At 30.5% G+C, this 22,669-nt stretch carries 24 protein-coding genes and 1 pseudogene; 12 read left to right on the top strand and 13 right to left on the bottom strand.

Annotated features, from left to right (window positions below; all coding sequences use genetic code 11):
• Positions 1-58: 58 nt before the first annotated feature.
• From AJN64_RS07435 to gatC, 8 genes are all read right to left on the bottom strand, one after another.
• Positions 59-847, bottom strand: a complete 789-nt coding sequence (locus AJN64_RS07435) for a shikimate dehydrogenase (RefSeq protein WP_002861156.1) — start codon at positions 845-847, stop codon at positions 59-61.
• On the bottom strand, positions 844-1,677 hold the full coding sequence (locus tag AJN64_RS07440) for an SPOR domain-containing protein (RefSeq protein ID WP_053872461.1): 834 nt from the start codon (positions 1,675-1,677) through the stop codon (positions 844-846). Before AJN64_RS07440 ends, AJN64_RS07435 begins: the two co-directional genes overlap by 4 nt.
• A gap of 13 nt (positions 1,678-1,690) precedes the next feature.
• Positions 1,691-2,236: a DUF1882 domain-containing protein gene (locus tag AJN64_RS07445; protein WP_002859481.1), complete on the bottom strand. Its 546-nt coding sequence runs from the start codon at positions 2,234-2,236 to the stop codon at positions 1,691-1,693.
• Positions 2,233-3,477 carry a serine hydroxymethyltransferase gene (locus AJN64_RS07450; protein ID WP_002861154.1) on the bottom strand — a complete coding sequence of 415 codons (1,245 nt, stop codon included), beginning with the start codon at positions 3,475-3,477 and terminating at the stop codon, positions 2,233-2,235. Before AJN64_RS07450 ends, AJN64_RS07445 begins: the two co-directional genes overlap by 4 nt.
• Complete coding sequence (gene lysS, locus AJN64_RS07455) at positions 3,474-4,979, bottom strand: lysine--tRNA ligase (RefSeq protein WP_053872460.1); 1,506 nt, start codon at positions 4,977-4,979, stop codon at positions 3,474-3,476. The genes AJN64_RS07450 and lysS overlap by 4 nt, the downstream gene beginning before the upstream one ends.
• On the bottom strand, positions 4,980-5,453 hold the full coding sequence (locus tag AJN64_RS07460) for a Fur family transcriptional regulator (RefSeq protein WP_002854230.1): 474 nt from the start codon (positions 5,451-5,453) through the stop codon (positions 4,980-4,982).
• 1 nt (position 5,454) lies between these two features.
• A complete protein-coding gene (locus AJN64_RS07465; protein WP_053872459.1) occupies positions 5,455-6,018 on the bottom strand; it encodes a CvpA family protein in 564 nt (187 codons plus the stop codon).
• 66 nt (positions 6,019-6,084) lie between these two features.
• Positions 6,085-6,369 (bottom strand): Asp-tRNA(Asn)/Glu-tRNA(Gln) amidotransferase subunit GatC, encoded by a 285-nt coding sequence (gene gatC / locus AJN64_RS07470; RefSeq protein ID WP_002854550.1) that lies wholly within the window; start codon positions 6,367-6,369, stop codon positions 6,085-6,087.
• A 143-nt stretch (positions 6,370-6,512) separates the two neighbouring features.
• On the opposite strand from gatC, the gene AJN64_RS07475 reads away from it, so the two are divergent.
• From AJN64_RS07475 to AJN64_RS07505, 7 genes are all read left to right on the top strand, one after another.
• Positions 6,513-7,091 (top strand): hypothetical protein, encoded by a 579-nt coding sequence (locus AJN64_RS07475; RefSeq protein WP_002851102.1) that lies wholly within the window; start codon positions 6,513-6,515, stop codon positions 7,089-7,091.
• Positions 7,088-8,086: a hypothetical protein gene (locus AJN64_RS07480; protein ID WP_002861152.1), complete on the top strand. Its 999-nt coding sequence runs from the start codon at positions 7,088-7,090 to the stop codon at positions 8,084-8,086. Before AJN64_RS07475 ends, AJN64_RS07480 begins: the two co-directional genes overlap by 4 nt.
• Positions 8,083-8,373 carry a hypothetical protein gene (locus AJN64_RS07485; protein ID WP_053872458.1) on the top strand — a complete coding sequence of 97 codons (291 nt, stop codon included), beginning with the start codon at positions 8,083-8,085 and terminating at the stop codon, positions 8,371-8,373. Before AJN64_RS07480 ends, AJN64_RS07485 begins: the two co-directional genes overlap by 4 nt.
• The gene (locus AJN64_RS07490) at positions 8,360-8,989 is read left to right on the top strand and encodes a type III pantothenate kinase (protein ID WP_002854234.1); all 630 of its coding nucleotides are present in this window, start codon (positions 8,360-8,362) and stop codon (positions 8,987-8,989) included. Before AJN64_RS07485 ends, AJN64_RS07490 begins: the two co-directional genes overlap by 14 nt.
• A 118-nt stretch (positions 8,990-9,107) precedes the next feature.
• Complete coding sequence (locus tag AJN64_RS07495) at positions 9,108-10,454, top strand: FAD-dependent oxidoreductase (RefSeq protein WP_002861151.1); 1,347 nt, start codon at positions 9,108-9,110, stop codon at positions 10,452-10,454.
• A 48-nt stretch (positions 10,455-10,502) separates the two neighbouring features.
• Positions 10,503-11,945, top strand: a complete 1,443-nt coding sequence (gene pyk / locus AJN64_RS07500; RefSeq protein ID WP_002865887.1) for a pyruvate kinase — start codon at positions 10,503-10,505, stop codon at positions 11,943-11,945.
• Positions 11,946-12,042: 97 nt separating this feature from the next.
• Positions 12,043-12,678, top strand: coding sequence for a hypothetical protein (locus AJN64_RS07505; protein ID WP_002860276.1), 636 nt, complete (start codon positions 12,043-12,045; stop codon positions 12,676-12,678).
• Between the two features lie 30 nt (positions 12,679-12,708).
• Here AJN64_RS07505 and pflB read toward each other — a convergent pair whose 3' ends face one another.
• From pflB to der, 5 genes are read right to left on the bottom strand one after another with little or no spacing between them, the layout of a single operon-like run.
• On the bottom strand, positions 12,709-15,171 hold the full coding sequence (gene pflB / locus AJN64_RS07510; protein WP_044778521.1) for a motility protein PflB: 2,463 nt from the start codon (positions 15,169-15,171) through the stop codon (positions 12,709-12,711).
• 9 nt (positions 15,172-15,180) lie between these two features.
• Positions 15,181-16,416: a serine--tRNA ligase gene (gene serS, locus AJN64_RS07515; protein WP_002882722.1), complete on the bottom strand. Its 1,236-nt coding sequence runs from the start codon at positions 16,414-16,416 to the stop codon at positions 15,181-15,183.
• Positions 16,417-16,426: 10 nt separating this feature from the next.
• Positions 16,427-17,386 (bottom strand): tryptophan--tRNA ligase, encoded by a 960-nt coding sequence (gene trpS, locus AJN64_RS07520; protein WP_002922505.1) that lies wholly within the window; start codon positions 17,384-17,386, stop codon positions 16,427-16,429.
• A complete protein-coding gene (locus AJN64_RS07525; RefSeq protein ID WP_079264319.1) occupies positions 17,383-17,880 on the bottom strand; it encodes a shikimate kinase in 498 nt (165 codons plus the stop codon). Before AJN64_RS07525 ends, trpS begins: the two co-directional genes overlap by 4 nt.
• Complete coding sequence (der, locus tag AJN64_RS07530; protein ID WP_002922512.1) at positions 17,867-19,249, bottom strand: ribosome biogenesis GTPase Der; 1,383 nt, start codon at positions 19,247-19,249, stop codon at positions 17,867-17,869. Before der ends, AJN64_RS07525 begins: the two co-directional genes overlap by 14 nt.
• 101 nt (positions 19,250-19,350) lie before the next feature.
• Between der and AJN64_RS07535 the strand changes: the two genes are divergently transcribed.
• The 5 genes and pseudogenes from AJN64_RS07535 to pyrF all read left to right on the top strand — a co-directional run.
• Positions 19,351-20,283: a DMT family transporter gene (locus AJN64_RS07535; RefSeq protein WP_002877515.1), complete on the top strand. Its 933-nt coding sequence runs from the start codon at positions 19,351-19,353 to the stop codon at positions 20,281-20,283.
• Positions 20,280-21,095 (top strand): 3-deoxy-8-phosphooctulonate synthase, encoded by an 816-nt coding sequence (kdsA, locus tag AJN64_RS07540; protein WP_002854449.1) that lies wholly within the window; start codon positions 20,280-20,282, stop codon positions 21,093-21,095. Before AJN64_RS07535 ends, kdsA begins: the two co-directional genes overlap by 4 nt.
• Entirely contained in the window at positions 21,092-21,556 is a 465-nt protein-coding gene (gene ribE, locus AJN64_RS07545; RefSeq protein ID WP_002854278.1) for a 6,7-dimethyl-8-ribityllumazine synthase, read from the top strand. The genes kdsA and ribE overlap by 4 nt, the downstream gene beginning before the upstream one ends.
• A complete protein-coding gene (gene nusB / locus AJN64_RS07550) occupies positions 21,556-21,954 on the top strand; it encodes a transcription antitermination factor NusB (protein WP_002854405.1) in 399 nt (132 codons plus the stop codon). Before ribE ends, nusB begins: the two co-directional genes overlap by 1 nt.
• Positions 21,951-22,628, top strand: a pseudogene (gene pyrF, locus AJN64_RS07555) (orotidine-5'-phosphate decarboxylase); the annotation flags it as partial. The gene nusB and the pseudogene pyrF, both read left to right, overlap by 4 nt.
• Positions 22,629-22,669 lie beyond the last annotated feature (41 nt).

A 22,669-nucleotide genomic window follows, 5' to 3' on the forward strand; every position in this document is an offset into this window, starting at 1 on the left:
AAATTAAACTTTCTCACACAAAAAATAAGATTTTCTTATACAAAAAATAACTATCATTCTACTTTAAAATCAATGCCTGTTGCATTGCATTTTTTATCATCTCTCTTTTATCTCGTATTTCAAAAAAAAGCTCAAAAGCAAAAACCCCTTGCCATAAAAGCATATCAAGTCCATCTTTAATTTTTAAATGATACTCTTTACACAATCTATAAAAAGGTGTTTCTCTGCCATAAATTACCTCAAAAGCAAATTTAGCTTTAGGTAAAATTCTATCTAAAAGCTCTCTATCACAAGGTAAATTTTCATCTTTTAATCCAGCAGAAGTTGAATTTATAACCAAATCAAAGTCAAAATCTTGCAAGTTTTTATAAAGATAAGTTGGATAAGCTAAAAAATCTTTAAATCTTTCTTTACTACGATTAGCTATATACACTTCTACGCCTTTTTGTTTTAATGCATAAGCAAGCGCCAAAGCTGTACCTCCAGCACCCAAAATCAAAGCTTTTTTTATATTATCAAAATCCTTAATAGCTTCTAAAAAACCTAAAGCATCAGTATTATAAGCGTAAATTTTATCTTCTTTTAAGCATAAAGTATTTGCAGAGCCAATATTTCTAGCAAAATCATCCTTCACATCAGCAATATCTAAAGCTTTTTCCTTAAAAGGCAAAGTAATATTAGCTCCACTAAGTCCTAATTTAAAAAAATCTTCTCTTAAACAGTTAGCATTTCTTAAATGATAGCGTGTATAAATGCTATCAAGCCCTAAGGCTTTAATAGCATTATTATGCATTCTAGGCGATTTAGAGTGAGAAATAGGATCGCCTATAACTGCTAAAAATTTCATTTTAAAGTAAAAGAAAAAGCATCTTTTGCAATATCCTTGCGGATTTTAGCAAGTTCTGCTGCAATATCTGCCTTTTCAAATGGTCCTATTAAAACCTTGGTAATTTCTTTACCTCCAACTGTAGTTTTATAAAGTTTATAATCATAACCTTTCTGTTTTACAGAAGCAAGTTCTTTTGATTTTTGATCCAAATTACTTACTGAGAAAATTTGCACATAAATACCCGATGCTAAACCACTTGGATGCACAGGTTTAGCATCAACATTTTTAAATAAATCATTTGCATTTTGTTCTTTTTTAGGGGTTTGTTTTGTGCTTTCTTTTTCTTTTTTTACAGCTGTTTGTTTTGCTTCTTCCTTAGGTTTTGCAGTTTGTTTTACTTCTTGTTTGGGAGCACTTGCTTGTGGAGTGGTATTTGCTGAAGTAGTTGCTATTGGTTCTGCTGGAACTTCTTGATCAGGCATAGCAAAATTTGTAGTATCATTGTTATTTGAACTAGAGGTTGTTGTATTTTGAGTTGTATTTTGTTCATCTTGAAATTGTTTTCTTAATGCCTCAAATTGATCTTCTGCTGAAGTATTATCTGTAATTGGCATACTTTCAAAAGAAGTATCATTGTTATTGTCTTGAGTTGCTATAGGTTCACTTGGCAATACACTTTGATTTTGCGTATTTTCATCACCACTACCATTAATAAGCTTCATAACTATCATGATAGCTAAAAACAAAATAACTAAAGCAATAACTCGTAAAAGAATTTTTTTTACTTTTTCACTTTTATTACTTTTTTCTAAAATAATATCATCAAATTCATTTTTTTGATTTTCCATAATTTGTCCTTTCTTACATATGCTTAGACCAAGAACTTCCTCGTTCCTTTTGATAAACCTCATAAGGCAATATTAAAATATTAAATTCCCTAGGTACATCCATACTAGGAAACACCTTCCATTCTACTGGCATTTTACTTGCAAACATCATTGAAAGTTTAGACGCTAAAGAATAACCTTCGTTTAACGCCGTATGTCCTTTATGAATATAAAGATGTAAATGTCCTGGAGTTTTAGTTTTATAGGCTGTGAAATTTATAAAACCTTCTTCTCTTAAAATAAGTTGTGCACGGTGATAAAATCTTTCAGCATTAAAACCATTATAATCAAAGACAATATTTTCTACTTTATTATCTTTTGTTATTAAATCATGAGCGACAACAATTTTTTTAGCAGCGTGTTCTCTCATGACATTTAAATTTAAAGGAGCATCAACTCTTTCAAATTTATCAAAAAATAAGCGACCTCTATGTGTAATTTTATTTACAATTTTATCGCGTCTTATATAATAATGATCGCCAATTATTTTAATTAGCGACATATCCATTGGTGAAATCAAAACATAGCCCTTTCATAAATAATAAAATTACTTGCAAGTTTTTTTAATTCTTGTTTAATATTCTTTTGTAATTTTTCATTATTAATATCATCTAAAATATCTGCAATATAATTTGACACAATTTCCATTTCTTTTTCTTTAAAACCTCTGGCAGTAAGGGCTGGAGTTCCAAGTCTTAATCCACTTGTGATAAAAGGACTTCTAATCTCTCCTGGAACGGTATTTTTATTTGCGGTAATTCCTGCATTTCCAAGAGCTAAATCTGCATCTTTTCCACTAAATTCACGATCTAAAAAACTCATTAAAACAAGGTGATTATCCGTTCCATCGCTAACAAGTTTAAATTTTCTATCCATTAAAACATTAGCTAAAACTTGAGCATTGGTTCTTACTTGTTTTGCATAAACTTTCCACTCATCGCTAAGATTAAATTTAAATCCTACTGCTTTTGCAGCAATTACATGCATCAAAGGACCACCTTGAATACCTGGAAAAATGGCAGAATTAATTTTTTTAGCAAGCTCTTCATCATTTGTCATAATAATACCACCTCTTGGGCCACGCAAAGTTTTATGCGTAGTTGAGCTTACTACATGAGCGTGTGGAAAAGGACTTGGATGCTCACCTGCCACAACAAGACCTGCAATATGTGCTATATCAGCAAAAAGATAGGCGCCTACTTCATCAGCGATTTCTCTAAATTTAGCAAAATCAATCACTCTTGCATAAGCACTAGCTCCACAAACTATAAGTTTTGGTTTTTCTTTTTTAGCAATTTCTCTTACTTTTTCATAATCAATTCTTCCATCAAGTTCTACGCCGTAAAAACAACTTTCGTACATTTTACCTGAAGAACTTACTTTTGCACCATGAGTCAAATGTCCACCATGACTTAAATCCATTCCTAAAATTTTATCACCTGGATTAATCAAAGCCGCATAAACACCTTGATTAGCTTGAGAACCTGAATTAGGCTGAACATTAGCAAATTTACAATTAAAAAGTTTTTTACATCTTTCAATAGCTAAAGTTTCAATCTCATCAACAAATTCGCAACCACCATAATATCTTTTACCTGGATAACCTTCTGCGTATTTGTTTGTCAAGATACTTCCCATAACTTCCATTACTTCAGGTAAAGTGAAATTTTCACTCGCTATCATTTCAAGACCTTCACATTGACGCTCTAACTCTTTGTTTGTCAAATCAAAAATTTCTTTATCAAACATTTCTAAACTCATTCTTTCTCCTTTAGTTCTGATTTTAATGGACGCATTGCAGGAAACAATATCACATCTCGAATAGATTTTTTATTTGTCAAAAGCATAACAAGTCTATCTATGCCTATACCTTGCCCTGCCGTTGGAGGCATTCCATAACCCAAAGCATTTACAAAATCTTCATCCATTTCACAAGCCTCTTCATCGCCTGCATTTTTAGCTTCAATTTGTTTTAAAAATCTCTCATATTGATCAAGCGGATCATTAAGCTCATTAAAACCATTTGCCAATTCTCTTCCGCAAATAAACAGCTCAAATCTCTCAGCAATCTGAGAATCCTCATCACTACGTCTTGATAAAGGACTTATGGAAATAGGAAAATCGATCACAAAAGTAGGATTGATCAATTTTTCTTCCACATAATTATCAAAAAGTTCAGCTTGTAAATGTCCAAGTTCAAGCTTTTCATTCGCTTCAAAACCATCAGCTTTTAATTTAGTAAGAATTTTTTCCTTATCTTCGATTAAATCCCCATCTAAACCACCATATTTACAAAGTGCATCTTTATAGGTTATTCTTTCAAAAGGTTTAGAAAAATCTATCATTTTTCCATCAAATTCTATTGTTTTTCCCAAATTAAGCTTATCTAAAAGTAAAGCAAAAAGTTCTTCAGTTAAATCCATTAAATCTTTATAATTATGATAAGCCCAATAAAATTCTATAGTTGTAAATTCGGGATTATGAGTTAAATCCATACCTTCGTTTCTAAAACAACGATTGATTTCAAAAACTGCCTCAAAACCACCCACTACAAGTCTTTTAAGATAAAGTTCTGGAGCAATTCTTAAAAATCTTTCTACGCCTAAAGAATTGTGAAAAGTTACAAAAGGCTTAGCGTTTGCTCCACCTGCAATCGGATGCATCATAGGAGTTTCTACTTCTAAAAAGCCTTTATTTTCAAAAAAATGACGAATCAAACTCACCACTTTAGAACGCACTAAAAAATCTTTTCTAACTTCTGCATTCATTATCATATCAACATAACGTTTACGATATCTTTGTTCAATATCTGTTAATCCATGATATTTTTCAGGTAAAGGAACAATAGCTTTTGTAGCGAGTTTTACTTCACTTGCATGCAAACTAAACTCACCTGTTTTAGTTACAAAAGGAAAACCTTTAACCAAAACAATATCACCTACTTCTAAATTCTTTTTCAAAATCGCATAAAGTTCTTCACCTACGCTATCTTTACTAAAATAAATTTGTAAATTTGTATCCTCATCTTCAATGTTTGCAAAAATCGATTTCCCAGCTATACGCAAAAGTTTCAAACGTCCTGCAACAACAGCATTGACACTTTCATCTCTTTTTTCAACTTGCTCTAAAATATAAGAAAATTTATCCTTAAAAGTCTTTAAAGACATTTCTTTTTCTAAAAAATGAGGATAAGGATTGATCCCTAAATTTTTTAATTCCTTAGCTTTTTCTATTCTTTGCTGCTCTAAAATATTATCAAACATTTATATTTTTACCTTTGCTTTTTGATTATTACAATCACCACAAACACCATAAAGCTGCATCAAATGCCCTGTAAGTTTAAAACCATGTTCTTTTGCAATCAAGGCTTGCTGTCTTTCTATAATAGGATTTTCAAATTCTATAATTTTTCCACAATTTTTACATATCATATGATCATGGTGAGGTTTATTGGCAAGCTCGTATTTTTTACCTGCTGAACCAAAAGAAATGGAAGTTACCATTTCTGCTTCTTCAAGCAAATTTAAAGTACGATAAACAGTTGCAATTCCTACATTTAAATCAGGTTCAGCTTGTTTGATTTCCATATATAAACTTTCGGGTGTGTAATGAGTATCACTGTGATAAAGAGTTTTTAAAAGCACTTCTCTTTGCTTAGTATATTTAAGTCCGCCTTGTCTTAATATTTTTTTAAACCTCTCAAGTAAAACATCATATTCCACATTTTCTATCAGCATATCACTCCCCTTTTTGAGTATTGTTTAAATCACTTACAATATCTTGCAACTTTTCATTAGCATGATCTAGACTATTTTCTGTTAAAGGTTGATTCATAATAAAAGATCCAGTTTCTTTAAGCAAATTCAAAGTATAGCTATTTTTAGCAAAATTATCTAATTTATCATTTAAAAAATCGATTCTTGCTACACAAAAAACCAAAATTGCAAAAATTAAAAAGATTTTTGCCCCGCCAAATATAAAGCCACTAATACGATCTAAAAAACCTAGGCCACTTAATTTAATCAACTTAGAAAGAAAATTACCCACCAATAAACAAACTATCCAAAAAATAATTAATATGGCCAAAAATCCAGCAAATCCAGCTAAGCTTTGATTTTCTATCTTATAAAAAGTACTTTGTATAAATTCAGCTGCTTGAGTTGCATATTTTGAAGCAATAAAAACACCACCAATAATACCCAAAAGCCCAAAAATTTCTTTTATCAAACCATTGATAATACCCTTAAGCCCTAAAAGCAAGGTAAATCCTAAAATAAAAGCATCAAACCAATAAAAATTCATTTCAATCACTCTCTGATTTTTTTGTTTTAAATTTATTCTACAAATAAGCACTAAATGCTAAGTTAATCATTCTATGATTTTAGGAACAACAAAAAAATGTTCTTGTTTTTTTGGAGCACAATCCAAAACCTCATCAATAACATTGCTATTTCTTATCTCATCAATCCTCAAAGGAGCTCCACCTTTTATAGTACTCACAGTAATCTCTTGGGAATCTAAATCAAGTTCGTTTAATTTTTCAACAAAATTCACAATTTCACTTAACTGTACAATGGTTTCATTTCTGTTTTTTGTTATTTGTAAAGCACTTAATTTTTCAAGCTTGCTTAATAATTTCTCATCTATTTGCATTTCTTAAACCTTAATAAAAAAGTTAAAATTTTGAAAATTATATCATAAAAAGCTTTAAATTGTTTAGGATATTTTGCAATTTATATGATACAATACCATAATTTTTCTATACAAAAATAAAAATATTTTTTCAAGGATAAATTTTGGGACTAAAAGATAATTTAAAAGCTGTTAAAAATGAACTTAACACAGAAGAACAATTTATAGAAAATTTTATCAAAGGAGAGAGATTTATACGCAAGTATAAATTTTATATATCTGCTGTTGTGATAATTTTAGTTGCTTGGTTTGCTGGAAATTTTATAATCTCAAAAATAAACGATTATAAAACAAAAGAAGCAAATGAAATTTATGCCAATCTAATACAAGATCCTAGCAATAAAAATCTTTTAGAACAACTTAAAAATAAAAATACTAATCTTTACGCTATCTTTTTACTAAAAGAAAATATTAATGATTTTAATAATACAACTCTCCAAAATGAACTAAAACAAATTTATAATAATGCTCAAACAAACACTTTACTTAAAAATATTATCGCATTATCTTTAGGGGATAAATCGATATTTTTAAAAAATTATGATAAATTATTAGAAGCTTACAAACTTTTAGAGCAAAATAAAATCGAAGAAGCTAATGTTTTACTTTCTCAGATAAAAGAAAATTCAAGTTTAAATCAAATAGCTAAAAACCTCAAACATTATCAAGGCATTACACAATGAAAAAAATATTTTTAACACTATTTTGTTTAATATTTCTATGTGCTTGTGGCACCAAAAGACAATATTTTGAACCAAAACAAACCGATGGAGATTTAAGTCATAATAGCAATTTAAAAAGTAAAATCGTTGATTGGAATCTAGTTTCTGCAAAACTTAGCAATAATACAGCTATCTTAAAAAATAATATCTCCATAGACAAGTTTAAACTTCCTAAAAATTATATGCTTCTAGCTTATCAAGATGGGGAATATTTTACTGCAGATAACAATGGAAATTTAAAAATTTTTGACAATTCTTATAATGAAATTTATAATTTTCAATTTGACGCTAGTGTTGTAGGAGTAGCTTCTAATGGAGATGATTTAGCCCTTGTACTTGCAAACAATACCATAGTTCTTGCAAATCGTTCTTTGGGTATTAAATTCAGTCAAACCCTAACCTCAGCTCCAGCCCAAGACAGTCGTACCGCTAATCCTATATTTTTAGACAATATCATCGTTTATCCAACACTAGATGGTAAAATTTTAATTCTTTCAAGAAACAATCTTCAAATCATTAAAGATGTGGTTATTTCAGCAGAAAATTTTTTCAACAATGTAATCCATCTAAGTGTAATCGGAGATAAACTTATAGCAGCAACAGCTAAAAAAATCATTGTTGTAAGCCCTGCTAGAACTCTTTATCTTGACGCTGACATAAAAGATGTTGCACTTAGCGATGATGGTATTTTTATACTAGAAAAAGATGGCACTATTATTAAAACTGATTATAACTTAAGAAAAATTGCGGAAAAAAAATTTGAATTTGCTATTTTTGTAAAAAGCAATATATACAATAATTATTTATATATTTTTGAAAAAACAGGCTATCTTATCAAAATGAATCTAAATTTAGATAATGCACAAGTATTTAAACTTTCAGAAGCTGTTGATAAAATTTCTTTCATGGGAAATGGTAAATTTTACTACGGAGATAAAATTTTAGATTTGCTATGATAAAAATTTTAGAACAAACAATAAAGGCTTTAAAATTAAATTTAAAGCCCTATGACTTAAGTATGTTGACTAGAAAAAAAAGTTATATTTGTGCTAAAGATCAAAATAACATTCTTTTTATGTATACAGGAAAAACAAAATTTTTAACGAAAGATGCCTTATTTTTAGAAAATCTAGCACAGCAAATTAACATAAATAACAAATATTTTTTTAGCATGGCTTCTCTTTGCTCTAAAGCAAAAAATCATCTAGAAATGAAAGGATTTAATATCTATGCTACTCTGTGATATTGGGAATTCAAATGCTAATTTCCTAGATGATAACAAATATTTTACTCTTAGTATAGATCAGTTTTTAGAATTTAAAAATGAACAAAAAATTTTTTATATCAATGTCAATGAACATCTCAAAGAACATTTAAAAAATCAAAAAAATTTTATCAATCTTGAACCTTATTTTTTATTTGATACTATTTATCAAGGATTAGGAATCGATCGCATAGCAGCTTGTTATACTATTGAAGATGGAGTTGTTGTAGATGCAGGTAGTGCTATTACAATTGATATTATTTCTAATTCTATACATCTTGGTGGTTTTATCTTGCCAGGTATTGCAAATTATAAAAAAATTTATAGCCATATTTCACCACGATTAAAAAGTGAATTTAACACTCAAGTTAGTCTTGATGCATTCCCACAAAAAACCATGGATGCTTTAAGTTATGGTGTTTTTAAAGGAATTTACCTACTGATAAAAGATGCCGCTCAAAATAAAAAGCTTTATTTCACTGGTGGAGATGGGCAATTTTTAGCAAATTATTTCGATCACGCAATTTATGATAAACTTTTAATCTTTCGAGGAATGAAAAAGATTATAAAAGAAAATCCCAATTTACTTTATTAAAAATGTTACAAAAATTCTCATTGATATCAAACCTTAATGAAATTTAACTTTTTGTAAAACAAATTCAATTAAACTTCTATTTAGAAAAAAGTTTATTAAAATAAAAAAAGGAAAAACAATGAGCCAACAAGAATTTGATGTGCTTATCATCGGAGCTGGAATTTCAGGAGCAGCATTATTTTACGAGCTTGCAAGATATACAAATATTAAAAATATTGCTTTGATAGAAAAATATAATACAGCTGCAACATTAAATTCTAAGGGAACGAGTAATTCTCAAACCATTCATTGTGGAGATATTGAAACCAATTATACTTTAGAAAAAGCGCGAAAAGTAAAAAGAACAGCTGATATGATAGTTAAATATGGACTCATGCAAAATGCGCAAAATAATTTCATGTTTTCTCATCAAAAAATGGCTCTAGCTGTTGGAGATATAGAATGTGATTATATGAAAAAACGCTATGAAGAATTTAAAGAACTTTATCCTTATATAAAATTTTTCGATAAAGCAAAAATCAAACAAATTGAACCCAAGGTTGTTTTAGGAGAAGATTGCAATCAAGATAGACCTGAAAATATCTGTGCCATGGGTGTTGAAAGCGGCGAGGTTTTTACAACTGTAGATTTTGGGAAAATGAGTATAAATCTAATAGAACAAGCCCAAAAACAAAATAAAAATACTTTCGTTGCTTTTAATCAAGAAATTATTCACATAGAAAAAAAGGATGATATTTTTATATTAAAAACCTCAAATCATCAAGAATACCATGCCAAAAGCGTAGTTGTCAATGCTGGAGCGCACTCTTTATATTTAGCACATAAAATGAACTTAGGTATGGATAAGTCTTGTTGGCCTGTTGCAGGAAGTTTTTATTTAACCAAACAAAAACTTTTAAATGGTAAGGTTTATATGGTGCAAAATCCTAAACTTCCATTTGCAGCTCTTCATGGAGATCCTGATTTACTTGCTGATATGAACACTCGCTTTGGACCTACCGCACTTGTTATTCCAAAACTAGAACGTTATCATGGTCTAAAATCAGTTCCAGAATTTTTTGAAGCGCTAAAACTTGATAAAACTGTTTTAAAAGTAACTTTTAATATGTTTAAAGATGCAACAATTAGAAATTACATCTTTTATAATTATCTTTTTGAACTACCTTTTGTTGATAAAAGCTTATTTGTTAAAGATGCCAAAAAAATAGTCCCAAGTCTTAAAGCAAGCGATATTTATTATGCGAAAGGTTTTGGAGGCGTAAGACCGCAAGTTATTGATAAAACTAAAGGAGAATTAATGCTAGGTGAAGCAAGCATCACAGAAACCCCTGGTATTATTTTCAATATGACTCCAAGTCCTGGAGCAACAAGTTGTTTAGGAAATGCTGAAAGAGATGCAAAGCTTGTGTGTAATTACCTAGGAATGGAATTTAACGAAGATAAATTTTCTTCAGAATTATTGTAATCATTTTGTTTCTATTTTTAGCTACAATAATTTCAAAAGGAGTTTACCATGCTTAAAAAAACAAAAATTGTAGCCACAGTAGGTCCAGCAAGTGAAAAGGAAGAAATTCTACGCCAAATGATTATCAATGGTGTAAATGTTTTCCGTTTAAACTTTTCTCATGGAACACATGAGTATCATAAAAAAAACTTAGATACCATAAGAAGAGTAGCTAAAGAATTGCATACTCGTATTGGAATTTTACAAGACATTAGTGGTCCTAAAATTCGTACAGGCGAACTTAAAGAACCATTTGAATTAAAAAAGGGTGATAGACTTGATTTTTATCGTGAAACAATTTTAGGGGAGAAGATTGCTCAAAATCATTATAAAATCAGCATCAATCAAAAATCCATTTTAGATATGTTAAAAATTGATGAATATATTTATCTATATGATGGATCAATTCGTGCTAAAGTAGTAAGCATAGATAATCAAAAAATTGAAACCATTATAGAAAATGATGGTTTTTTAAACTCAAATAAAGGTATTAATTTTCCGAATACTAAAATCAATATTGATGTTATTACACAAAAAGATAAAAATGATTTACTTTGGGGTATAAAAAATGAAGTAGATTTTTTAGCAATATCTTTCGTACAAAATGCACACGATATTGATGAAGTTCGTGAAATTTTAGCACAAAATAACGCAAAAATATCTATTTTTGCAAAAATTGAAAAATTTGATGCAGTAGAAAATATTGATGAGATTATTAAATCTAGCGATGGTATAATGGTTGCAAGAGGAGACTTAGGTATTGAGGTACCTTATTATAAAGTTCCTAATATCCAAAAAGAAATTATACAAAAAGCAAACAATGCCTCTAAGCCTGTTATTACTGCAACTCAGATGCTTTTTTCATTAGCCAAAAGCAAAACCGCCACAAGAGCTGAAATTTCAGATGTTGCAAATGCTGTTTTAGATGGAACAGATGCAGTAATGCTAAGTGAAGAAAGCGCCGTTGGTATAGATCCTGCAAACGCTGTTGATATAATGTGCCAAACTATAATAGAAACAGAAAAACGCTATCCATATAACAAATTTAATGATTTTAATGATTTAGACAATACAGATAAAATCATGCGTTCTTCAGCTCATCTTGCAACAGATCTTAACGCTGATGCTATTTTTTCTTTAACAAGTAGCGGAAAATCTGCTATTAAGATTGCAAGATATCGTCCAAATATAGAAATCATAGCAGTAGGGCATTCTGAAAAAACCTTAAACTCTTTAAGTATAGTTTGGGGAGTTAATCCTGCGATCTTGGTTAACAAAAGTAATGAACTTACAGAATTATTAAAAGACTCTGTAAGATCAAGTGTTGAAAAAGGTTTTATGGATGAAGACAAATGCTATCTTCTAACTGCAGGCTTTCCAACAGGAGTAGAAGGTACTAGCAATCTTATCCGCATTCTCAATAAAGAGCAAATTGCTTATTATCTACAATAAAACATTAAATTCCTTTGAAAATAAGGAATTTAATGTCCTTATAAATTTTTTAAGTCAAAAGTCGATATAAATTAAAGCCTCACACAAAGGAGCAAATATGCAAGTGAATACTTTTTCAAATATCGCTAGCATGGCACAAACACAAGTTAGCAATAAGAAGGCAGATGATGCTAAGGAAAATACAAAAGACAAAAATGTTCAAAGTGCTAATTCTAGCAAGGATGTAGATAAAAATACCCTTGAAAAATTAAATGCACTTGGTGGAAAGGGCATTACACAAATTTACCTAGTTCAGTTTCAACAGCAAACAATGAATGCTGTAATAGGTTCGAGCAATGCCCAAACTGGACTAGATAGTCTTTTAAATGGTGCCAATTTAGATACTGCGAAATCTATACTTACAAATATTGATTTTGCATCCTTAGGCTACAGTGGCAAAAATCCACTTGATATGAATACAGATGAACTTCAACAACTTGTAAGTGAAGATGGTTTTTTTGGAGTGGAAAATACAGCCAATCGCATCGCGGATTTTGTTATTAAAGGCGGTGGCGACGATGTTGAAAAATTGAAAAAAGGTCTTGAAGGTATGAAAAAAGGATTTGAGCAAGCAGAAAAAATGTGGGGTGGAGAACTTCCTCAAATCAGTCAAGATACAATAGATGCGGCACTTAAAAAAGTTAGCGATCGCATTGATGAACTAGGCGGAAAAACTCTAGATCTTCAAGCTTAACTAAAAATGCTTAGAAATTTCTAAGCATTTTTAGTTGTTATTAATATCAAAAGTAAAAAATTCACTCTTAAAATTATTAGGTAAAGTTTTATACTGAGATATCGCAGCTTCATAGTTCTTTACTTCTTGATACAACATACCAAGAGCTGCTTTACTTTCTTTGTTATTTTTATCTGTAAGTTTAGAAAGCTGCAAAAGCGCTATAGCTGAATTTGGATTATTTGCACCTACGGCTGCTACGGCTGCTAAAAATAAAGTTTTAGTATCTTTAGCTCCATAATCATCAATCAAAGAATTGTAAAGCGCATAAGCCTCCTCGTATTGCTGTGCAAAAATATCCAAATAAGCTAAAGTTTGCAAAATACCCTCATCTTTTGCTCCTGAAACATTAATCAACTCTTTAAATTTCTGTCTTTCTAAATTTAAAAGCCCTGCAATATGCATTAAATTAACATAAAATTCCCTAGCTATATTTGGCCCACCAAAAACACTACGATAATCAAGTTTTAAATTTTTAAAATGAATTTGAGCATTTTGAGCATATTCTTTAATATTTAAATTTGAATTTAAAGAATTAAAATACAAAATATTTGCCAAAATATCTTCAGGCAACTCTGAACGCAATTTAGCAATTTTCACATCTACTTGATTATTAAGGTTATTATTTTTAGCAACAATAGCTTCAAAAATCAAACTCAAAGGCGTGTCTTTTTTTGTTTCATCTAAATAAGGAAGCATAGAAATATAATCATTATTAACTAAAAACAACATACTTTTTTGCATATTAGCTTTAAAATTAGAATCAGCAGCTATATTATCAAGAATTTCATTGTAAAGTTTAGTTGTATCAATATCAATTAATTTTGCACAAAACATAGCAAAAGCACCTGCTAAGTAATTTTTAGGATTAAGATGATATGAACTTGAAAAATGCTTATAAGCAAGTTCATAATTTTGCATTTGGGCATAGGTTAAAGCCAAATTATAATGTAAAATACTATGTTCTGGATAATCCTTGATAAGTTTTTGAAATTCTTGGTTAGCAAGGCGTAACTTCTGATTTAATGCATAGTTAATAATATTGGCAATTTTTACATTGGTAGATGAAAGAGCCTTGCTTGTATTAAGATAAACTCCCGCATCAGCACTATCATCAACGAAATCTGTAACATTAGCTTTTTTAATATATAAAGCAGCCTGCTTACTATCAAAAACCTGATAAGGTGCAAAATAAAAAAGCAAATCGAATTGATCTTTTTGTTTTTTTAGCAAATCTTTTGAAAAAGAATTTTGAGCAACTGCTATATTAAAAAGATCCTTATTTAAACGAACTTGAATTTTATAAGTATCTAAAATCTTATATCTATCTTTATCGTTATCATAAGAATTTTGTAAGCGCGCTAACATATCTTGATAATTTCCTGTTTTAATATCAACCAATGTTAAAGCCGCTAAACTTTGATTAAAATCTCTTTCAATTTTCATCGCTGTACTTAAAGCGACTTTAGCTTTAGCATATTCTCCTATTCTAGCGTATAAAAGACCTAAAGATAAACTAGATTCAAAATTGCCTTGAGAATTTAATTGCTGTATAGCCTTGGAATCAAAGTCCATTTTTGCATAAATTTTAGCAGACAAATACTTTGCAACATCAGAATACGGCTCCACATCTGTTCTTTGTAACATTTGTAAAGCCTCAGGGTAATATCCTTTGTAATAATTAATCAAGCTTAAATAATAATCATATAATTTTGATTTTCCTTCTTTTGGAAGATACACTTGAGCTAAATCAATATAATATCTAAATTTTTCCTTATCATTAAGCTTTAAAGCACAAACAGCAGCATTGATAGCAGCTACACTTTGATTTTCTCCATTGGCTATAGCTTTCTTGAAGCTTTCAAAAGCTTCTTGGAATTTATTCTCATTCATTTGAGAAACGCCTAAATTATAATTAGATAAAGATTCGTTATATACGGCAACTTGCTCATAAACTTTTAAAGCCTGTTCAACTTCACCCTTTAAATATAAAGCATTTGCTTTTTGGATCATACCATCAATTCTTTGCATATCATTGTATTTATATGATTCATCAGGCATAACAACAGGTTGTTCTAAAGGCTTAGAAGCTATAATATCTGGTTTAATTTTTCCTTCACTAAAAGTTAAATAAAAAAGTGTAAAAACTAAAATACAAATAATCCCCAAAGATAAACCCACAAGAGACATAAACTTACGATCTTTATACCAAGGCGTAGGCTCTTGACTTTCAACTTCTTCAAAAGTTGATACATCTTCAGGCGCACTTTCTCTTGTAAATTTAAAACCACTATCACTATTTTCTTGAGGTAATTCTTCTGGCAATGATGCAAATTCTTCATCTTCTGGAGCTTGCCCCTCTTGCCCTTTAAATCCCTCTAAACTCTCATCAAGTCTTGGTTGATTTAAGCCATCTTCGGGTTTTTCTAGTATTATATCTTCTTGTTCAGCCATCTATACTCTTTAAAAATATTTTTTCAAAGCATCAGGAATATGAATTTTTCCTTCTTTATCTTGATAATTTTCCATAATCGCTACCAAGGTTCTTCCTACTGCCAAAGATGAGCCATTAAGAGTGTGAACGAGTTCATTTTTTCCTTGTTCATTTTTATAGCGAATTTTAGCACGTCTTGCTTGAAAATCACGACAATTTGAAACCGAGCTGATCTCACGATATTTATTTTGTCCTGGAAGCCACACTTCAAGATCCACAGTTTTTGCTGCACTAAAACCCAAATCTCCAGTGCAAAGCATCAAATGTCTATGCGCTAAACCTAAAGAACTCAGCAAATCACTTGCACACTCAAGCATTTCATTAAACACGCTATCACTTTGCTCAGGTTTAGTAATACTTACAAGCTCTACTTTTTCAAACTGGTGTTGTCTTATAATACCTCTTGTATCACGCCCTGCACTGCCTGCTTCTTTTCTAAAACAAGCGCTATAACAAGTCATTTTTATCGGTAAAGTTTCACTCGCTAAAATTTCTCCACTATAAAGATTGGTTACTGGAATTTCAGAAGTTGAGATCAAATACAAATCCTCATCATCTACCTTATACATATCTTCTTTAAATTTTGGCAACTGACCTGTCCCAAACATAGTAGCACCATTTACCAAAAAAGGCACATTAACAAATTCAAATCCACGACTTCTATTAAAATCTATCATATAATTTACCAAAGCGCGGCTTAATAAAGCTCCTTCGTTTTTAAGCACACAAAAACGACTTTGTGAAATTTTTACCCCACGCACAAAATCAAGCCAATTTAAACTCTCACCTAATTCAAAATGTTCTTTTGGAGTAAAATCAAAGCTAGGTGGATTTAAAACTTTTTTAAGCTCCACATTTTCATCTTCGTCTTCACCCACAGGCACACACTCATCAGGGATATTTGGGATGGCATGAGCAATTTCTTCAAGCTCATTTTCTAAAGCATTTACTTTAGTGCTTTGCTCATTAATTTTGCTTTTATTTTCGCTTAATTTTGCTTTTAAACTTTCTTTATCTTCGGCTGTAGCAAGCTCTTTACTGAATTTATTTTGAAAAGCTTGAAATTCTTCTAAAGCTGTTTTTTCTTTTTTTAAACTTGCAAAAAGTTCAGCAAGTTTTTTTAAGATATTTTCATCAACTTTTTTATTTTTCAACTTTTTAGCCACTTCATCAAAATTATTTTGCAAATTTTTTAAATCTAGCATTTTCTACTCCTTAAAGTCCGATTTTTTCATAAATTTTTTGCATTTTTTCTTGGGCGATTTTTCTTGCTTTAGTCGCACCAAAATCCAAAATTTCTTTCAAATGCGAAGGCTTTTCTAAAAGCTCATTGTATTTTTCTCTTGCTTCTTTAAAATAAGCATTTACAAGCTCGTTTAAATACATTTTAAAATGTCCATAACCCTCACCACCTTTTTCATAGCGTATTTGTAATTCTTTTTGCCCTAATTCATCTAAAAAAAGCTTTGCGATTTTAAAAACATTGCAGCTTTTAAAATCTTTTGGATCTTCTAAAGCGGTACTATCGGTTACTATGGAAGAAATTTGTTTTTTTAAGGTTTTTTCACTGCTAAAAATATCTATAGTATTTTGATAAGATTTACTCATTTTTGCTCCATCAGTACCCACAACTACAGCTACTTCTTCATTCACTCTTGCTTCTGGAAGGGTAAAAATTTCTCCCCATTCATTATTAACTTTTAAAGCAATATCACGTGCGATTTCAACATGTTGGATTTGATCTTTTCCCACAGGGACAATTTGCGTATCAAAAAGCAAAATATCTGCTGCCATTAAAACAGGATAAGAAAAAAGTCCGTGTGAAGCACTAAGCCCCTTAGCAACTTTATCCTTATAACTATGCGCACGCTCTAATAAACCCATAGGAGTAAATTGCGATAAAATCCAATAAAGCTCCATAACTTCCTTAACATCACTTTGCAACCAAAAAACGCTCTTTTGCGGATCTATACCAAGGCTTAAAAAAGCCGCAGCAGCTTTTAAGGAATTTTGTTTAAGTTTTTCTCCATCTTGAGAAGAAGTCATGGCATGATAATTAGCAATAAACATAAACATTTGGCTTTTTTCTTGTGCATCTACCATTTGCTTAATCGCACCAAAATAATTACCTATATGCAAATCGCCACTTGGCTGAAGGCCTGTTAATACTCTCATTTTACCACCTTTTTAATCTCGCTTAAAAGCTCATCTATATTTTTATTTTCTATATTTAAAATAAAATTTGCCTTTAGTTCATACTTGCTTAAACGCTCATTATATAATTTTTTTGCTTTAATTTCATCATAAAATAAAGGTCTTTTAGAAATTTCATCTTTGTCTAAACGCTTTTTTAAATATTCAAAACTTGCTTTTAAATAAATACAAAAACCTACTTTTTCTAAATTTGAAACATTAACAAAACCCCCGCCTGTAGCAATACAAGTTTTCTCACAAGAACTAAAAAAATCAGCCATTTTTTGCTCTTGTTCTCTAAAAAAAATCTCGCCTTTTTGTGCGAAAATTTCACTGATTTTTTGATTAAATTTTTGTTCTATTAAAAAATCACTATCTAAAAAAACAAGATCTAAATCCTTAGCCAAAGCTCTTGCTAAAGTGCTTTTTCCAGAACCCATAAATCCTATAAAAACGATATTTTTAGCTTTCATCATTTTCTTTACTGCCCTTTTTACGCGAAGCAATCACTAAAGGCACACCTTCGAAATTAAATTCTTTTCTGATTTGATTTTGTAAATAACGCTTATAGCTAAAATGCAAGGCCTTAGGACGATTCATAATAAGTGCAATTTTTGGCGGTGCTAAGTCATATTGTACTGCATAATAAATTTTAACCAATTTCCCATAATCATGCGGCAAAGGATGTGCTCTTGTGGCATTTTCTATCAAAGTATTAAGCTTAGAAGTTTGGATTTTTTGAGTGAAATTTTCAAAAATTTGCAAAATTTTATCGAGTAAAACATGCACCCTTTTTCCACTTAAAGCTGATACACTAATCACAGGTGCGTAAGCTAGAAATTTAAAACGATCAAGACGCAATTCTTTTACAGTCTTATCAAAATCCATCTCACTTTTATCCCATTTATTTAAAACAATAATCACACCCAAATAATGCTTAGCCACAAGCCCAGCAATGCGTTCATCAAGCTCGTTAAAGCCCTCATGCGCATCTAAAACCAAAAGTGCTATTTGAGAATGAGATAAAATTTTTTCCGTGCGATTTAGGGCAAAGCGTTCGAGTCCTTGAATTTTACCCCTTTTTCTAATACCTGCAGTATCAACAAATTCTATCACTTTATCTTTATGAACTACACTTTCATTAACAGGATCTATAGTAGTTCCTGCGATAGAACTTACAACACTGCGTTCTTGTTTAACCAAAGCATTTAAAAGACTTGATTTTCCAACATTTACACGCCCTACAATACCCACTCTGATATGATTTTGATCGACTTCTTTAAATTGAAATTCTTTTCCTTCTTCATAATGCTCTAAAAAATCTTCTAAATTTTCTTCTTCATCGGGGATTAAAAACTCTTCATGTAAAAATTTTTCAAGCCATTCATAAAGTTCATCTAAGCCTACATTATGGGTTACTGAAAGATTAAAGATTTCCTTTACGCCAAAATTTGCAAACTCCCAAGCCCTTTCTTCATCTTTTTTATTATCTACTTTATTAATCACTAAGGCTATAGGTTTTCCAAGTTTTTTTAAAGAATAAAAAAACTGTCTATCCTCATCATCAGGCGCTAATTTTCCATCAACTAGATAAAGTATGATATCGCTTTCTTTGGCTACTTTTAAAGTGTTTTTTTTCACATTTTTAAAAAGTTCATCACTTTCATCAAGCCCTCCACTATCAATAAGCATGGCTTTTTTTGAATGAATATGAATTTCTGTTTTATTTGTATCTCTAGTTGTACCTGAAATATCACTTGTAATAGCTATTCTTTGTCTTGCCATTCTATTAAAAAGACTTGATTTACCAACATTTGGCTTACCTATAAGTATGATGCTTTGCATTTTTTTCCTAGAAAATTATATTTTTAAAATTATATAAAATTTGGCTTAATATTAAGCAAAAAAAGACTAGAATTAACCCAGATTTTAGTCAAGGAAAAAAAATGCTAAAAGTAATCAAGCATAATTTAGGAATTTATTTCATGATTTTAGCATGTTTGGACTTTGCACTTATGGGAGCTTGTGCAAAAATTCTTAGCAAGGAAATGAGTTCTATAGAAATTATGTTTTTTAGAAATATTATAGGAATTTTTTTCATAGTCTATCTTTTAAAACGATCTAAGGCACATAAAGAAGGGGGACATTTTTGGCTCTTGGTATTTCGTGGAGTAGTAGGCACGCTTTCACTATATATGTTTTTCTATAATGTTTCAAATATTACACTAGGTGGAGCTTTTGCTTTTCAAAAAACTGCTCCTATTTTTATTACTTTAATAGCTTTTGTTGTTTTTAAAGAAAATATTGGCATCAAAGGCTGGATAGGAATTTTAATAGCATTTGGTGGAGTACTTTTAATCGCTCAGCCTTGGGCTCATAATTTAAATCATTCAGGCTTTGATTTAAAAAATTCAGTTATAGGTATCACGAGTGGATTTTTAGCTGCTTTAGCTCTTACAAGTGTAAGAGAACTTAGAAAATCTTACACTACAGAACAAATTGCCTTTTCTTTTATCCTTTTAGGAACCTTAATGCCTTTAATTTCTATGATCAGTGCTGAATTTTTTGAACCACAGCATCTTGATTCTTTACATTTAGATTTCATTCTAGCACCTTTTGTGATGCCAAGTCTTACAGCTTGGCTTATCATTGCCATTATGGGAACTTTAGGCACCATTTATCAAATTCATGTCACTAAAGCTTATGGTATCGCTAAACAAGCAGGAGTAGTTGCTGGAGTTAGTTATCTTGATGTGGTATTTAGTATGATAGTTGGGATAATTTTAGGAGATAATTTACCAAGTACTATGGTTTTTTTAGGTATAATAGGCATTATTTTTGGTGGATTAATTTTAGTTAAGAACAAAGGAAAAAAATGAAAAAAATGATACTCATTGCTGGTCCTTGTGTGATAGAAAGCAAAGATTTGATTTTTAAAGTTGCCGAACAATTAAAAAATTTTAATGAAAACCCAAATATAGAATTTTATTTCAAATCAAGTTTTGATAAGGCCAATCGCACAAGTATTAATTCTTTTAGAGGTCCTGGTCTTGAAGAAGGATTAAAAATTTTACAAAGCGTAAAAGATGAATTTGGCATGAAAATCTTAACCGATATACACGAAAGCAATCAAGCAAACCCTGTAAGTGAAGTAGCTGATGTCTTGCAAATTCCTGCTTTTTTATGTCGTCAAACCGATTTACTTGTAGCCGCAGCAAAAACTAAGGCAAAAGTTAATATCAAAAAAGGACAATTTTTAAACCCAAGCGATATCAAATACAGCGTTAAAAAAGTTCTACAAACCCGTGGTATAGAAGATGAAGGCTATGAAGCTGCTCAAAAAAATGGTGTTTTTGTAGCTGAAAGAGGAGCTAGCTTTGGCTATGGAAATCTAGTAGTAGATATGCGTTCTTTAGTTATCATGCGTGAATTTGCTCCAGTTATTTTTGATGCTACCCATAGTGTACAAATGCCAGGGGCTGCAGGTGGAAGTAGCGGAGGGAAAAGCGAATTTGTAGAACCTTTAGCAAGAGCGGCAGCAGCCGTAGGCATAGATGGCTTTTTCTTTGAAACACATATTAATCCTTGCGAGGCTTTATGCGATGGACCTAATATGCTTAATCTTACACGCCTTAAAAATTGCGTTAATACATTACTAGAAATACAAAATATCATAAAGGAAAACAAATGAACATTATTGAAGGAAAATTAAATTTAGACTCAAATACAAAAATTGCTATCATTAATGCAAGATTTAATCATATCATCACAGATCGCCTTGTAGAAGGAGCAAAAGATGCTTTTTTAAGACACGGAGGCAAAGAGGAAAATCTAAGCCTTATACTTGTTCCTGGTGCTTTTGAACTTCCGTATGCGTTAAAAAAAGCTATAGAAAGCAAAAAATTTGATGCAATTTGTTGCGTAGGCGCAGTAATTCGTGGCTCAACTCCGCATTTTGACTATGTTTCAGCAGAAACCACCAAAGGCATAGCCAATGTGAGTTTAAATCATAATATCCCTGTAAGCTTTGGTGTTTTAACTACAGATACAATAGAACAAGCCATAGAAAGAGCTGGAAGCAAAGCAGGCAATAAAGGCTTTGAAGCTATGACAACTGTAATCGAGATGTTAAATTTAAGCAAGGAGCTTTAATGGCAACGCGTCATCAAGTTCGCCAAAGCGTCATCTCCTTACTTTATGCTTTTGAATTAAATTCTCAAAACAACGTTTTTGTAGATGAAATTTTAGATGAAAAAAAAATACGCAATGAACAAAAAAATTTTACTTTAAATTTATATCATGGAATTTTAGACAATTTAAACAATATTGATGAAACCTTAAATTCATTTCTAAATGATAATCAAATTACAGCTTTAGGACATGTAGAAAGAGCTATACTAAGACTTGGAGCTTATGAGTTACTTTTTACCGATACTCCTAGCGCCATTGTTATCAATGAGGCTATAGAACTTGCTAAAGAACTTGCTAATGATAATTCTCCAAAATTTATAAATGGAGTTTTAGATGCCTTGATAAAGGCTAAAAAATGAAGCTTTGTGTCGCACTTGATCTTTCTACAAAAGAAGAATGCTTGCAACTTGCTAAAGAATTAAAAAATTTAGACATATGGTTAAAAGTAGGTTTAAGAGCATATTTAAGAGATGGTTTTAAATTCATAGAAGAACTTAAAAAAGTTGATGATTTTAAAATATTTCTTGATCTTAAAATTCATGATATTCCCAACACTATGGCAGATGCTTGCGAAGAAATATCAAAACTTGGTGTTGATATGATCAATATCCACGCAAGTGCTGGAAAAATAGCTATGCAAGAAGTTATGACACGGCTTAGCAAATTTTCAAAAAGACCTTTAGTTTTAGCAGTTTCTGCTCTTACGAGTTTTGATGAAGAAAATTTCTTTAGTATTTATAGACAAAAAATCGAAGAAGCTGTAATTAATTTTTCAAAAATATCCTATGAAAATGGACTTGATGGTATGGTATGCTCTGTTTTTGAAAGTAAAATCATCAAAGAACACACTCAAAGAAATTTCCTAACTCTCACTCCAGGAATTCGTCCATTTGGAGAGAAAAATGATGATCAAAAACGCGTCGCTAATTTAACAATGGCTAAAGAAAATTTAAGCGATTTTATAGTAGTTGGACGCCCTATTTATAAAGATAATAACCCTAGAAAAATTTGCGAAAAAATTCTACAAGAAATTTAATAATCATTATCCTTGTTATGTTTTAATAATAAAAATTT

The sequence above is a fragment of the Campylobacter sp. BCW_4332 genome, from assembly GCF_001763175.1.
In the GTDB taxonomy this organism is placed as follows: Bacteria; Campylobacterota; Campylobacteria; order Campylobacterales; family Campylobacteraceae; genus Campylobacter_D; species Campylobacter_D jejuni.

Coding starts and splice junctions, on each gene's coding strand:
- AJN64_RS07435 (WP_002861156.1), bottom strand. CDS start 847: ATGAAATTTTTAGCAGTTATAGGCGATCCTATTTCTCACTCTAAATCG.
- AJN64_RS07440 (WP_053872461.1), bottom strand. CDS start 1,677: ATGGAAAATCAAAAAAATGAATTTGATGATATTATTTTAGAAAAAAGT.
- AJN64_RS07450 (WP_002861154.1), bottom strand. CDS start 3,477: ATGAGTTTAGAAATGTTTGATAAAGAAATTTTTGATTTGACAAACAAA.
- lysS (WP_053872460.1), bottom strand. CDS start 4,979: ATGTTTGATAATATTTTAGAGCAGCAAAGAATAGAAAAAGCTAAGGAA.
- AJN64_RS07460 (WP_002854230.1), bottom strand. CDS start 5,453: ATGCTGATAGAAAATGTGGAATATGATGTTTTACTTGAGAGGTTTAAA.
- AJN64_RS07465 (WP_053872459.1), bottom strand. CDS start 6,018: ATGAATTTTTATTGGTTTGATGCTTTTATTTTAGGATTTACCTTGCTT.
- gatC (WP_002854550.1), bottom strand. CDS start 6,369: ATGCAAATAGATGAGAAATTATTAAGCAAGCTTGAAAAATTAAGTGCT.
- AJN64_RS07480 (WP_002861152.1), top strand. CDS start 7,088: ATGAAAAAAATATTTTTAACACTATTTTGTTTAATATTTCTATGTGCT.
- AJN64_RS07485 (WP_053872458.1), top strand. CDS start 8,083: ATGATAAAAATTTTAGAACAAACAATAAAGGCTTTAAAATTAAATTTA.
- AJN64_RS07490 (WP_002854234.1), top strand. CDS start 8,360: ATGCTACTCTGTGATATTGGGAATTCAAATGCTAATTTCCTAGATGAT.
- AJN64_RS07495 (WP_002861151.1), top strand. CDS start 9,108: ATGAGCCAACAAGAATTTGATGTGCTTATCATCGGAGCTGGAATTTCA.
- pyk (WP_002865887.1), top strand. CDS start 10,503: ATGCTTAAAAAAACAAAAATTGTAGCCACAGTAGGTCCAGCAAGTGAA.
- AJN64_RS07505 (WP_002860276.1), top strand. CDS start 12,043: ATGCAAGTGAATACTTTTTCAAATATCGCTAGCATGGCACAAACACAA.
- pflB (WP_044778521.1), bottom strand. CDS start 15,171: ATGGCTGAACAAGAAGATATAATACTAGAAAAACCCGAAGATGGCTTA.
- serS (WP_002882722.1), bottom strand. CDS start 16,416: ATGCTAGATTTAAAAAATTTGCAAAATAATTTTGATGAAGTGGCTAAA.
- trpS (WP_002922505.1), bottom strand. CDS start 17,386: ATGAGAGTATTAACAGGCCTTCAGCCAAGTGGCGATTTGCATATAGGT.
- AJN64_RS07525 (WP_079264319.1), bottom strand. CDS start 17,880: ATGATGAAAGCTAAAAATATCGTTTTTATAGGATTTATGGGTTCTGGA.
- der (WP_002922512.1), bottom strand. CDS start 19,249: ATGCAAAGCATCATACTTATAGGTAAGCCAAATGTTGGTAAATCAAGT.
- AJN64_RS07535 (WP_002877515.1), top strand. CDS start 19,351: ATGCTAAAAGTAATCAAGCATAATTTAGGAATTTATTTCATGATTTTA.
- kdsA (WP_002854449.1), top strand. CDS start 20,280: ATGAAAAAAATGATACTCATTGCTGGTCCTTGTGTGATAGAAAGCAAA.
- ribE (WP_002854278.1), top strand. CDS start 21,092: ATGAACATTATTGAAGGAAAATTAAATTTAGACTCAAATACAAAAATT.
- nusB (WP_002854405.1), top strand. CDS start 21,556: ATGGCAACGCGTCATCAAGTTCGCCAAAGCGTCATCTCCTTACTTTAT.